Below are 12,909 nucleotides of genomic sequence, written 5' to 3' on the forward strand. Positions count from 1 at the left end.
TGAGCCGCATGAGTTCGATCGCCGGTGTCGCAACCACCGACACGACACCACTGTCCCGTATCGCCGCTGCCACCGAAGGGCTCGAATCACCAATGGCTGCAGTCGATCTGGCGGCCCTCGATGCCAATGCTGCGGCGCTGCGAGCACGGGCGGACGAAGTGCCGATCAGGATCGCGAGCAAGTCGGTTCGGTCCCGGGCGGTTTTGGAGCGGGTGCTCGCGGCCGACGGCGTGAGCGGGGTCATGGCGTACTCCCTGCGTGAGGCGATCTGGTTGGCACGCCACGGCGTCGAGGACATCCTGATGGGGTACCCGACGGTCGACCGCACCGCCCTCGCCGAGGTCGTCAACGATCGTGTTCTGTCTGGGCGCATCACGCTGATGGTCGACGACGTCGCACAGCTGGACATCGTGCGCGACGCCACCGCCAGTGATCTTCTCAAGCCCCGTATCTGTCTCGACGTCGATGCCTCGCTGCGGATCGGGCCGCTGCACATCGGTGTCAGACGTTCGCCACTGCGCGAACCCGAGCAGGTCGCCGCCTTCGCGCGGGCGGCGCATGCGCGGGGGTTTCGGGTGGTCGGGCTGATGTTCTACGAGGCGCAGATCGCCGGTGTGCCCGACGCCAATCTCGCGGTGGAATGGATGAAGTCGCTGTCGTCTCGTGAGATCTCCACGCGCAGAACGGCGGTGGTCGAGGCCGTGACTGCGGCCGTCGGCCGGATCGAGATCGTCAACAGCGGCGGTACCGGGTCGATCGAGTTCTCGGCGGCCGATCCCGTCGTCACCGAGGTGACCGCGGGATCGGGTCTGTTCGCGCCGACGCTCTTCGATCGGTATCGCGCGTTCTCGGCCGAGCCCTCGCTGTTCTTCGCGTTGCCCGCGGTGCGCAAGCCGACGCCACAGATCGCGACGCTGTTCGGCGGTGGCTACATCGCGTCGGGCCCGGCGTCGACGTCGAGGTCCCCGCGGCCGATCGCGTGGTCGAGAAAGGCCAGGGGCGTGGTGACGTCCGGTTTGAAGTTGCTGCGCAACGAAGGCGCGGGCGAGGTGCAGACTCCGGTGAGCGGAGCGGGAGAGATCAGGATCGGTGATCGCGTCTGGTTCCGGCATGCCAAGGCCGGCGAGCTGTGCGAGCGATTCGACACCCTGCATCTGGTACACGCCGACGGGTCCGTCGAGGCGGTCCCCACCTATCGTGGTGAGGGCATGGCGTTCGGCTGAATTCCGTTCTCGCACAGGCTCATGAAAGTGCCGAGGGTGACCAGTCCGGCCGGGGTCGACGGCAGGTACCGGGTCAGTGCCCGCGACCGGACAAGTATCGCGGCCCACTGGCCTCGCGAGACGGCGACGTTGAGTCTGTTGCGGGACAACAGGAATCCCATGCCTCGTGGCACGTCTTCGATTGCCGACGCGGCCATCGAGATCAACACCACCGGTGCCTGTCGTCCTTGGAACTTGTCGACGGTGCCCACCGAGACCTCGTCGAGTCCGGCGGCCGCGAGTCTTTCGACGATGACGGCCACCTGCGCGTTGTAGGCGGCGACGACCAGGAAGTCGCCCTGGTCCATCGGCCGCGCACCCTCGAAGGATTGCGGGTCGCTCCACAGTCGGCCCAGCAGATTCTGCACGTGAGTGACGATCTCGTCGGCTTCCTCCCCCGAGTCGGTGGAGTTGCCGTGGTGGTCGAGGTGGACGATATGCAGGCCGGGTTCGAGCGACTCCAGTGAACGTGCCTGTGTCACAGCACGGTTGGACTCGAGCTTGCCCTCGTACGACAGTGCCGAGACCGGCGCGCACAGATCGGGATGCATCCGCCACGTCGTGGCCAGGAAGTACCCGCGGTCGGCGGGCAGCGTCGGGTGACCGCTGGTGATCCAGCCCAGCGCCGACTCGTCGACGGGTTCTGGGTGGGTGCCCTGGCTGACCTGCGGCAGCTGTGCCGGGTCGCCGAGCAGCAGCAGGTTGCGTGCGGACACCGAGACGGCGATGGTATTGGCCAGGGAGAACTGCCCGGCCTCGTCGATGACCAGCAGATCGAGCGACTCGGGCGGAATGCGGCCGGGGTTGGAGAAGTCCCAGGCAGTACCGCCGATGACGCAGCCATCCTCGGCGGCGGTGACGAAGCGGCAGTAGTCCGTCGGGTCCAGGACGGTGTGGGCGGTCGGTGCCTTCTTTCCCACCTTGGCCGGGTCCACCCCTGCGGCCACGATGGTGTCGAGCAGATTGTTCACCACGTGATGCGATTGGCCCACCACCCCGACCTTCCAATGATGGACATCGACCAACTCGGCGATGACCCGCGCAGCGGTGTACGTCTTCCCGGTCCCGGGTGGCCCCTGCACGGCAACGTACGACCGGTCCAGATCGAGCAGTGCCGCCGTGACGGCTGCCGCGTAATCGCCGGCGTGCACCTCGGGAAGACCGGTGCCGGAACGGGTTCGGGGCGGCGACAGCGTCAGCAGATCGGCGACAGCCGTGTGCGGAAGGTGCGGCAGTGCGGCGTGGACCTCGGCCGCGACGGCAACGATCGCCTGCTCCAGATACTTGGTGGCCGGGGGCGGTTCGGGTGCGGTGGCGACGGGGAAGTCGGAGTACTCGTCCACTCCCTTGCGCAGGTTCTCCTGCACCACCACCATGTCGAGGGTGCCCTCGTAGCCCGCCTCCACGATCTCGACCGTCGTGGTCGCCCGATGGATCGGCTGCTGTTTCGGCAATCCCTCCGGGGCCGGGTTTTCGTAGAGCAGCTTGACCTTGGAGCTCGACAGGACGCCGCTGCTCAGATGTCCCAGCAGCTTGAGCTGTCGTCGCAGGACCCGTTGCTTCGGTGCAGTCTTCATCCAGTCGTGCACCAGCTCGGCGCGCTCGACCTTCAGCACGTCGGCCGCGTCGGCCCACTCGTCGAGCGGGTGGGTGAGGCGATCGAAGTGCGCCCACCAGAACGGCTTTCGCTCGCGGCGGTGGTAGCCGATGGAACCGGAGAACAATGCGACGGCCTGCTGCGTCGAGGTGCGCTCCCACGGCAGACCGGCGTAGTCGGCGAGTTCGAGCTCCAGCGGGCTCGCGGTGTCCGTCGCACCGTCTTCGAGTTCGAGATGCTGCCGAGCCCGCGGGTGCACACCGGCGTCCGACGCGCGCCCCAGTAACCAATCCCGCAGTCGCAGCGTCGATTCGCAGTCGGTGCGGTTGTACTCGGCGATATCGGCGAGGAGCGCAGCAGCCTCGGCGTCCTTGCCCTGGTCTCGTAGATCGCACCAGTTCGCGTATTCGACGATCGACGCGGCCGCATCGGTGACGTCCCCGTCGCGGGCCGCGGGCATGTACAGGGGTTCGAGCTTCTTGATGCTGTACGACCTGGCTCCGATGCGCACCGCAGATCGCACGATCGGGTAGAGGTCGACCAGAACGTCGTCCCGCAGTAGGTCGTCGACTGCGTCCTCACCCACTCCGTAGCGTCCGGCGAGGCGCAGTAGCGCGGTCTTCTCGTACGGCGCGTAGTGGTAGACGTGCATGTTCGGGTAGGCGGCGCGACGGGTGGTCACGTAGTCGAGGAAGTCGATCAGGGCGCGGCGTTCCTGCGCGCGATCGTGCGCCCAGAACGGGAGGAAGTCGCCGTCGGCGGTGTAGACACCGAACAGATACTCGAGTCCCCATTCGGCACTGCCGGCCTCGGCCCACAGTGGGTCGCCCTCGAAGTCGAAGAAGATGTCGCCCGGATCGGGCTCGGGGATCACACCGAGGGCGTCGGCGTCGAACATCTCGAACTCGGCGTCGCCGCTGCGTTCCTGACGAACCTGCAGCGCGGCCTGAGCTCGCAGATTCGTGACCGTGCGAGACGACATGCCGTCCACGCTTCCGGTCGATGCAGCCAGTTCGTCGACCGTCGAGATGCCGGCGTCGAGCAGTCTGTCCCTGGTGCTCGCGCGCATGCCTGCGACCAGAACCAGGTCGCGGTGCTGTTCCACCTCGGCCGTGCAGGCCTCGCACTGTCCGCAGCCGGAGTAGCGCGAGTCGAACCAGTCGACGACGGTCCCCTCGGCGTGGTGCTCGTCGAGGATGTGTTGCAGGTGTTCCCTGGATTGTCGGTAGACCGGCAGGATCTCGGCGAGCGAGTGCGCGGAGTCGCTGCCGTCGCCGAGCATCAGGTGCACCTCTTCGCTCGGGACGATCCCGCCGGCCCGGAGCGCGTCCGCGTAGGCTGCCAGCTGCAGCAGGGCCGACACCTTCGCGTGCCGCGACAGCTTGGTGTCGTACACGGCGTACCGATCGCCCTCGGCCACCAGAAAGTCGCAGAATCCGAGAAATCGGCCGTCGAAGAACGTGGCCTGATACACCACGGGTGTCCGGGAGGTGAGGGCGGTGAACGTCGCCCAGGCCGCGTCGGCCAATTCCTGTGCGGTGCGTCCCGGTCGGTCCATCGTCAGGACACCGCCGGGAAACCGCTGCTGGAATGTCTCGAGCTGGCGGCGTTCGTGCTCGAATCCGAGTGCAGAGGTGCGGTCCAGCATCGGATCCGGCGCGGCGGTGGCCCGCGGGATCAGACCGGTGAGGCCGTCGAGTCGGCGCAGCAGTCCGAATTCGCACGACGCTGCCGCGGCGAGGTCGCTGGCGCTGTAGATGACGCGATCGCCGATGAGGAACACGCGCCCACCCTAGTCACCGCCGCGAGCGGTACCGGTCACGTTGCGCGCGGATGCCGTCGCGAGGAGGCAAAATGATCGAATGCCTTTTTTCGACGGAGCCACCGGCGCGGTCCACTACCGAAACTGGACTGTCCCCGATGCTCGTTTCGGTCTCGTTTTTCTGCACGGTCTCGGCCAGAACAGCGGCCATTATCACCGTTTCGCTCGCGTCCTGAACGGACGCGGAGTCGATGTGTGGGCGGTCGATCACGTGGGCCACGGCCTCACCGAAGGTGAGTTGACGGACGCCGCTCAGATTCCCGCACTCGCGCAGAACGCGCTGCAGTTGCTCGAGATCGCCGAGGCCGAACACCCGGAGTTGTCGTTCGCACTGATGGGGCATTCGTTGGGGGCGGCGACGGCCATCGCAGCCCTCGGCGCGCATCCGGAGGCGGTCCAGTGCGCCGTACTGTGCGGAACGCCCAAGTCGGTGACCGGCTCGGTCACCGATCTCGCCGACAATGTGATTCCGCTGCTGGCCGTGCACGGCGTGGACGATCGTCTGGCTCCGGTCGATGCGGTGCGCGAGTGGATCGGCGGCGTTCCCGACGCGTCCCTGCGCGAATTCGAGGACGGTGGCCACGACCTGCTGCACGAGAAGATCCACTTGCAGGTGACGTCGGTGGTGGCGGAGTTCCTCGACGACCACATGTCCTGACAAACGAAAAAGAACGGGCCCGGCGCGAGGATCGCGCCGGGCCCGTTCTCGTTCGGTCGATCTACGAGTAGATGGCTTCGATGTCGCTGCCGCGCTCGGCATGAATGATGTTGCGCTTGAGCTTCATCGTCGGGGTGAGCTCACCGGTTTCGACGGTGAAGTCGTTCTCGAGGATCGTGTACTTCTTGATCTGCTCCGGGTTCGAGACCTTCTTGTTGGCCTCGGCGACGGCCTTGTCGATCTCGGCGACCATCTCGGGGTTCTTGGACAATTCGGAGAACGGAATGTCCGCGGACAGGTTGTGCCGCTCGAGCCAGCCGGGCAGTGCTTCCGGGTCGAGGGTGATGAGCGCACCGATGAACGGCTTGGCGTCGCCCACGACGAGGCACTGGCTGATGATCGCGTTCGCGCGGAGGGCGTCCTCGAGCACTGCGGGGGCGACGTTCTTGCCACCCGCGGTCACGATGATCTCCTTCTTGCGGCCGGTGATCGAGACGTAGCCTTCCTGGTCGATGGCACCGAGGTCGCCGGTGTGGAACCAGCCGTCGACGATGGCCTCGGAGGTGGCCTTCTCGTTGTGCCAGTAGCCGCTGAACACGACCGGTCCCTTGAGCAGCAGTTCGCCGTCCTCGGCGACCTTCACCGAGTGGCCGTCGATGGGCTTGCCGACGGTGCCGACGCGCTGTTCCTTGGTGGTGTTGACGGTGATGGCCGCGCTGGTCTCGGTCAGGCCGTAGCCCTCGTAGACCGGGACGCCCGCACCGCGGAAGAAGTGGCCGAGGCGGGCACCGAGAGGTCCACCACCGGACACCGCGCGGGTGCAGTTGCCGCCGAGTGCGGCGCGCAGCTTGGAGTACACGAGCTTGTCGAACACCGTGTGCTTGAGGTTCAGAACCAGCCCGGCTCCGCCCTTCTCCTGGGCCTCGCTCCACTCGATGGCCGTCGCGGCGGCCTTGTCGAAGATGGAACCCTTGCCGCCGTCGTGTGCCTTCTGCTTGGCGGAGTTGTAGACCTTCTCGAACACACGCGGCACCGACAGGATGAAGTCCGGCTTGAACACGGCGAACTGATCCACCAGCGTCGTCACGTCCGAGGTGTGTCCGACGGTGACCTTGGACTCGAACGAGCCGAACGAGACGGCGCGGGCGAACACGTGCGCCATCGGGAGGAACATCAGTGTGCGGTTGCCCTCCTTCATCGAGTCGTGCAGCGCGATCTGGGTGGCCTGCACCTCGGCGTAGAAGTTGGCGTGCGTGAGCTGAACGCCCTTGGGCCGTCCGGTGGTGCCCGAGGTGTAGATCAGGGTCGCGGGCGATGCCGCGCTGACCTGATGGCGTCGTGCATGCAGTTCCTCGTCGCTGACCGAGGCTCCGCGGGTGGTCAGCTCGTCGATGGCTCCGGCGTCGATCTGCAGAACCTCACGCAGATCCTTGGCACCCTCGGTGACCTCTTTGAGGTTCGAGGCGTGCGCTGCGGTCTCGACGACGAGCAACTTGGTGGCGGAGTCCTCGAGAATCCACTGCGCCTGGTCGGCGGAGGAGGTCTCGTAGATCGCGACGGTGCAGCCACCTGCGGACCAGATGGCGTAGTCGAGGACGACCCACTCATAGCGCGTCGCGCTGAGGATCGCGACACGGTCGCCGAGTTCGATACCGGAGGCGATCAGTCCCTTGGCTGCTGCCGCGACCTCGGTCGCGAAGCGAGCTGCGGTGACATCGGTCCAGTTGCCGTTCACCAGACGTTGGAAGGGTACGAAGTTGGGCGATTCCTTCTCGTACCTGTAGACGGTGTCGGCCATGGATGCGTCGTCAGGAATGGTGAACGACGCCGGCACAGAATATTCGCGCACTGCTGGACCCCTTACGGAAAAATAGCGTGGTAGTTGTGCATTTCATCACATTCGAGGCCGTGGCGCACCATCCGGGGTGTCCGGTTTGTCGACTTTGCCGCGAGTCCGGGGGAGTTGAGTGTGACTCGGGGTACAACTTAACCGTCCGCAGTCGCGTTCGGGTGTGGGGTCGCCGGTGTGAGGCCGCTCGCACCGCAGGCCGTCGTGACCGTTTTCGTCACCTGATCAGCGTAGAAGGGTTCGCAGGGCCCGAGCAGGTACTAAACTCGTGCGACATATGAGCACTTCAGAAACTGAACAGGATGCCGCCGTGACGTCCGACGAGACGAATTCGCCCCCGCAGGAGTCCGCCGTTCCAGCGGGCGACGACATCACCTTCGCCGACCTCGGGATCGACGAGCGGGTCCTGAAGGCCCTCCGCGATGTCGGCTACGAGAGCCCGTCGCCCATTCAGGCGGCCACCATTCCGCCGCTGATGGCGGGCAACGACGTCGTCGGACTCGCGCAGACCGGAACCGGCAAGACCGCCGCGTTCGCGGTGCCGATCCTCTCGCGTCTCGACGTCTCGCGTCGGGTGCCGCAGGCCCTGGTACTGGCCCCGACCCGTGAGCTGGCGCTCCAGGTCGCCGAGGCGTTCGGCAAGTACGCCACCCACATTCCAGGTCTGCACATCCTGCCGATCTACGGCGGTCAGGCGTACGGCATTCAGCTCTCCGGTCTGCGCAAGGGCGCACAGATCATCGTCGGTACTCCCGGCCGCGTCATCGACCATCTCGAGAAGGGCACCCTCGACCTGTCCGGGCTCGAGTACCTGGTGCTCGACGAGGCCGACGAGATGCTCAAGATGGGTTTCCAGGAGGACGTCGAGCGCATCCTCTCCGATACCCCGGAGTACAAGCAGGTCGCGTTGTTCTCGGCCACGATGCCTGCCGCGATTCGCAAGATCTCCAAGCAGTACCTGCACGATCCGGTGGAGATCACCGTCAAGACCAAGACGTCGACGGCACCGAACATCACCCAGCGGTACGTCCAGGTGGCCCATCAGCGCAAGCTCGAAGCACTGACTCGAATCTTCGAGGTCGAAGAGTTCGAGGCGATGATCATGTTCGTGCGCACCAAGCAGGCCACCGAGGAGCTCGCCGAGAAGTTGCGTGCGCGGGGCTTCTCGGCCGCGGCGATCAACGGCGACATCGTGCAGGCTCAGCGTGAGCGCACCATCGGTCAACTGAAGAACGGTCAGATCGACATTCTGGTGGCCACCGACGTGGCTGCCCGTGGTCTCGACGTCGACCGCATCTCGCACGTCATCAACTACGACATCCCGCACGACACCGAGTCCTACGTGCACCGCATCGGTCGTACCGGCCGAGCGGGTCGCGCCGGTCAGGCACTGCTGTTCGTCGCACCGCGCGAGCGGCACCTGCTCAAGGCCATCGAGCGTGCGACGCGTCAGCCGATCACCGAGATGCAGCTGCCGAGCGTCGACGACGTCAACGCGCAGCGCGTGACCAAGTTCAAGGACTCCATCACCGAGAGCCTGGGCAACGAGAACCTGGCGCTGTTCCGTCGTCTCATCGAGGACTACGAGCGCGAGCACGACGTCCCCTTGGTCGACATCGCAGCCGCGCTGGCCATTCAGTCCCGCGACGGCGAAGCGTTCTTGCTCAAGCCCGAGCCGCCCGCCCCGCCGCGGGCACCGCGCGAGCCTCGCGAACCGAGACCACCGCGCACGTTCGACGAGGACGCGGCCAGCTCGCACCACCGCAAGACCGGCCAGGAGATGGCGACCTACCGCATCAGCGTCGGCAAGCGGCATCACGTCGCCCCGGGAGCGATCGTCGGCGCCATCGCCAACGAAGGCGGTCTGCGCCGAAGCGACTTCGGCCATATCAGCATTCGGCCCGATCACTCGTTGGTGGAGTTGCCGGCCGACCTCGCCGACGAGACCGTCGAGGCGTTGCGCCGCACCCGCATCAGTGGCGTACTGATCCAGCTGCAACCCGATTCCGGTCCTCCCGGACGCAGCGGTGGCGGGAAGTACAAGGGGCGGCGCTAGCGCACGTGCACGGCACTTCGTAGCCCACTACGAGTTTCCACGCACGACCCAAGCGCGAGCGTTTGGTGGCCGAGGCCGCGGGTATCCGCCCGTGCATGACCAACGTCACTCTCCGTGTCAACGGGACCGACCGCGCTTTCGACTGCGATACCCGAACCACCCTGCTCGACGCTCTCCGCGAGAACCTGGACCTGATCGGTGCCAAGAAGGGGTGTGACCACGGGCAGTGTGGGGCCTGCACGGTGCTGGTGGACGGACGGCGGATCAACAGCTGCCTGACGTTCGCAGTGGCGCAGCAGGATCGTGAGATCACCACGGTCGAGGGGTTGGCCGACGCCGACACCCTGCACCCCGTGCAGCAGGCCTTCGTCGATCGCGACGCGTTCCAGTGCGGGTACTGCACATCCGGGCAGATCTGTTCGGCGGTCGCGGTGATCGAAGAGGCCAAGCAGGGATGGCCCAGCGCGGTCACCGAGGACATCGAGGGTGCCGACGTCGAACTCGATCCCGACGAAATACGAGAACGTATGAGCGGCAACCTCTGTCGTTGCGGTGCCTACTGCAATATCGTGTCGGCCGTACGGGACGCGTCGTGAAGACCTTCGAGTACGACGCAGCCACCGCCGTCGACGACGCCGTGGCCCGCCTCGCCGAGAACGAGAACGCGATGCTGCTCGGCGGGGGAACCAACCTCGTGGACCTGATGAAACTCGGAGTCGTGGGCCCGACGACGCTGATCGACGTGACGCGACTTCCGTTGCACGACATCGACGTATCCGACGACGGCTCGCTTCGTGTCGGTTCCGGCGTGAGCAACAGTGATCTCGCGGTACACCCGGTGGTGCGTCAGCGTTATCCGGTGCTCTCGCGGGCGGTGCTGGCCGGTGCCTCGGGTCAGTTGCGCAACATGGCCACCACCGGCGGGAACCTGTTCCAGCGCACTCGGTGCGTGTACTTCATGGATGCATCGAAGCCGTGCAACAAGCGCGAACCCGGGTCGGGCTGCCCGGCCCGGACCGGTGAGCACCGCAACCTTGCCATCCTCGGGGCCTCGGAGGCCTGCGTGGCGACGCATCCCTCCGACATGGCGGTCGCGCTGTCCGCTCTCGACGCACGTGTGGTCGTGCGCGGAGTCGACGGAGAGCGCACCCTCGCGATCGATGACTTCTATCGGCTACCCGGCGACGCGCCCGAGCGCGACAACACGGTCGCGCGGGACGAACTCGTCACGGCCATCGAGATACCGGCACCGGCGGACGGCACCGTCTCCACCTACCGCAAGGTGCGAGACCGGCAGTCCTACGCCTTCGCGATCGCCTCGGTCGCCGCCACTCTCGATGTCGAGGACGGAATCGTGCGCGGGGTGTCGATCGCGCTGGGCGGTGTGGCGCACAAGCCGTGGCGGGCTCGCACGGCCGAGCACACGCTGCTCGGCGCGGCCGCCGAGGAGGCGTCGTTCCGGCGGGCCATCGCGTTGGAACTCGACGCAGCGGAACCGTTGCGCGACAACGCGTTCAAGATCCCACTGGTGACCAATCTCGTCACCCGCACCTTGGCGGAACTCACAGTGTCGGGAGACCGGTCATGACTGCATCGATCGGACAACCGATTCAGCGCACCGAATCGATCGCGAAGGTCACCGGCCGGGCTCGGTACGCCGCCGAGCAACCGCCGGCCGTCGGGCAGCTGTACGCCTGGTACGTGCCCGCGACAGTTCCTGCGGGCACGGTCGAACGAGTCGAACTGGACGACGACCCCACGGTGCATGCGGTCGTCTGGCACGGCAACGCGGAGAAGCTGGGTGAGGTCGAGGACGCCGAACTGCATGTCCTGCAGTCGAACACCGTCGCGTACCGCGGTCAGATCGTGGCCGTCGTCGTGGCCGATACTCTTCAGGACGCCTGCGCCGCCGCAGCCCGAGTGCGGGTGCAGTACACCGATGTCCGCTCACCCGACAACACTTTGACGGCCGAGCACGGCTCGCTCTACGCACCCGAGTCCGTCAACGCCGGCTTTCCGACCGACGTGACGATCGGGGATCCCGATGCAGCGCTGAAGACTGCCGAGCATGTCGTCGACAACTGGTATTCCACCGCGCCGATGCACAACAGTCCGATGGAGCCGCATGCCACCACGGCGCAGTGGGCCGACGGCGTTCTGACGCTGTGGGACTCGACGCAGGCACCGTCGGGTGTGCAGGGCGATCTCGCCACGGCGTTCGACCTCGAGCCCGAGAACGTTCGCGTCGTCGCGGAGAACGTCGGCGGCGGTTTCGGAGCCAAGGGAAGTACTCGGCCCAATGCGATCCTCGCTGCGATGGCCGCGCGAGCCACCGGCCGCACCGTGAAATTGGTGCTGCCGAGGCAGGCGTTGTTCGATGTCGTCGGGTACCGCACTCCGACGCTCAATCACGTTCGTCTGGGCGCTGATTCGACCGGTGCGCTGCAGGCGATCGCGCACGATTCGTTCCAGCAGACCAGCACGATCTTCGAGTTCTGTGAGCAGACGGCGGAATCGACTCGGCACATCTATGCGGCCCCCAACCGTCGCACCACCCACCGTCTCGCGAAGCTGGACGTCGGAACGCCGCGGTGGATGCGGGCACCCGGCGAGGCACCCGGCATGTTCGCCGTCGAGACGGCCATCGACGAATTGGCCGCGGCCACCGGCGTCGATCCGATCGAACTGCGCGTTCGCAACGAGCCGGACGTCGATCCCGCCAGTGGTAACCCGTTCAGCTCACGCAGTGTGGTGCAGTGCCTTCGCGAGGGTGCGGAGAAGTTCGGCTGGGACCGCCGCGATCCCACGCCCGGACAGCGTAGAGAAGGCAACACCCTCGTCGGCATAGGAGTCGCGACGGCCAGCTACCCGGTGTTGATCTCACCGAGTACCGCGTCGGCGCGAGTGGAGTCGGACGGCACGATCACGGTGTCCGTCGCCGCGTCGGACATCGGTACCGGCGCGCGCACCGTGCTGCGACAAATTGCCGCCGATGCTCTCGAGGTCGATGCAGACAGCGTGACCGTCGAACTCGGCGACAGCGCTCTGCCGACCGCTCCGGGAGCCGGTGGGTCCTCGGGCACCTCGTCGTGGGGCTGGGCCGTCACCAAGGTCTGCCACTCGTTGAAGTCTCAGGGTTCGTACGAGCCGGGCAACTCCGCCGAGGCCGACACCACCGATGACGTCGAGGGGCAGAAGGAGCTGGCGCGCATGGCTTTCGGTGCCCAGTTCGCCGAGGTCGCGGTCGACATCGACACCGGTGAGGTGCGGGTCCGCAGGATGCTCGGAGTCTTCGGCATCGGCGCGGTGATGAATCCTCGGCTGGCGAGGTCTCAGCTCATCGGCGGCATGACGTTCGGGCTCGGCATGGCGCTGATGGAGAACGGCATCACCGATCACGAGTTCGGCGGGTTCGCCAATCACGATCTCGCCGAGTACCACATCCCGGCGTGTGCGGACGTCACCGATCTCGAGGCCGTATGGGTCGAGGAGGTCGACACCGAACTCGCGCCGATGGGCGGCAAGGGAATCGGTGAGATCGGTGCGGTCGGATCCTCGGCGGCCATCGGCAATGCCGTCTACAACGCCACCGGCGTCCGAGTCCGCGACCTGCCGATCACCCTGGACAAGGTGCTGCCGCACCTCTAGAGCGGCTTCGCCGCAGG

At 66.4% G+C, this 12,909-nt stretch carries 8 protein-coding genes; 6 read left to right on the forward strand and 2 right to left on the reverse strand.

The features are described from left to right. Positions 1–8 precede the first annotated feature (8 nt). On the forward strand, positions 9–1,223 hold the full coding sequence (locus CH291_RS16750; protein WP_094688048.1) for an alanine racemase: 1,215 nt from the start codon (positions 9–11) through the stop codon (positions 1,221–1,223). Here CH291_RS16750 and CH291_RS16755 read toward each other — a convergent pair. Then, positions 1,193–4,642 (reverse strand): TM0106 family RecB-like putative nuclease, encoded by a 3,450-nt coding sequence (locus tag CH291_RS16755; RefSeq protein WP_094688049.1) that lies wholly within the window; start codon positions 4,640–4,642, stop codon positions 1,193–1,195. The two genes, CH291_RS16750 and CH291_RS16755, sit on opposite strands and share 31 nt — an antisense overlap. Positions 4,643–4,721: 79 nt before the next feature. On the opposite strand from CH291_RS16755, the gene CH291_RS16760 reads away from it, so the two are divergent. Then, positions 4,722–5,339 (forward strand): alpha/beta hydrolase, encoded by a 618-nt coding sequence (locus CH291_RS16760; RefSeq protein WP_068053245.1) that lies wholly within the window; start codon positions 4,722–4,724, stop codon positions 5,337–5,339. Positions 5,340–5,400: 61 nt separating this feature from the next. On the opposite strand, the gene CH291_RS16765 is transcribed toward CH291_RS16760, so the two are convergent. After that, positions 5,401–7,188 (reverse strand): AMP-dependent synthetase/ligase, encoded by a 1,788-nt coding sequence (locus CH291_RS16765; RefSeq protein ID WP_176460380.1) that lies wholly within the window; start codon positions 7,186–7,188, stop codon positions 5,401–5,403. Between the two features lie 310 nt (positions 7,189–7,498). On the opposite strand from CH291_RS16765, the gene CH291_RS16770 reads away from it, so the two are divergent. From CH291_RS16770 to CH291_RS16785, 4 genes are all read left to right on the forward strand, one after another. Continuing rightward, on the forward strand, positions 7,499–9,244 hold the full coding sequence (locus tag CH291_RS16770; protein ID WP_231911489.1) for a DEAD/DEAH box helicase: 1,746 nt from the start codon (positions 7,499–7,501) through the stop codon (positions 9,242–9,244). A gap of 95 nt (positions 9,245–9,339) precedes the next feature. Then, entirely contained in the window at positions 9,340–9,840 is a 501-nt protein-coding gene (locus CH291_RS16775) for a 2Fe-2S iron-sulfur cluster-binding protein (RefSeq protein WP_094688119.1), read from the forward strand. Beyond that, positions 9,837–10,832, forward strand: coding sequence for an FAD binding domain-containing protein (locus CH291_RS16780; protein ID WP_094688050.1), 996 nt, complete (start codon positions 9,837–9,839; stop codon positions 10,830–10,832). Before CH291_RS16775 ends, CH291_RS16780 begins: the two co-directional genes overlap by 4 nt. Next, positions 10,829–12,892 carry a xanthine dehydrogenase family protein molybdopterin-binding subunit gene (locus CH291_RS16785; protein ID WP_094688051.1) on the forward strand — a complete coding sequence of 688 codons (2,064 nt, stop codon included), beginning with the start codon at positions 10,829–10,831 and terminating at the stop codon, positions 12,890–12,892. Before CH291_RS16780 ends, CH291_RS16785 begins: the two co-directional genes overlap by 4 nt. Positions 12,893–12,909 lie beyond the last annotated feature (17 nt).

It is taken from the genome of Rhodococcus sp. 14-1411-2a (genome assembly GCF_002259485.1).
Taxonomy (GTDB): domain Bacteria; phylum Actinomycetota; class Actinomycetes; order Mycobacteriales; family Mycobacteriaceae; genus Rhodococcoides.

Bases quoted from the DNA above. Each gene is read 5' to 3' on its own strand.
- CH291_RS16775 (WP_094688119.1), top strand. From the start codon at position 9,340: ATGACCAACGTCACTCTCCGTGTCAACGGGACCGACCGCGCTTTCGAC.
- CH291_RS16760 (WP_068053245.1), top strand. From the start codon at position 4,722: ATGCCTTTTTTCGACGGAGCCACCGGCGCGGTCCACTACCGAAACTGG.
- CH291_RS16785 (WP_094688051.1), top strand. From the start codon at position 10,829: ATGACTGCATCGATCGGACAACCGATTCAGCGCACCGAATCGATCGCG.
- CH291_RS16750 (WP_094688048.1), top strand. From the start codon at position 9: ATGAGTTCGATCGCCGGTGTCGCAACCACCGACACGACACCACTGTCC.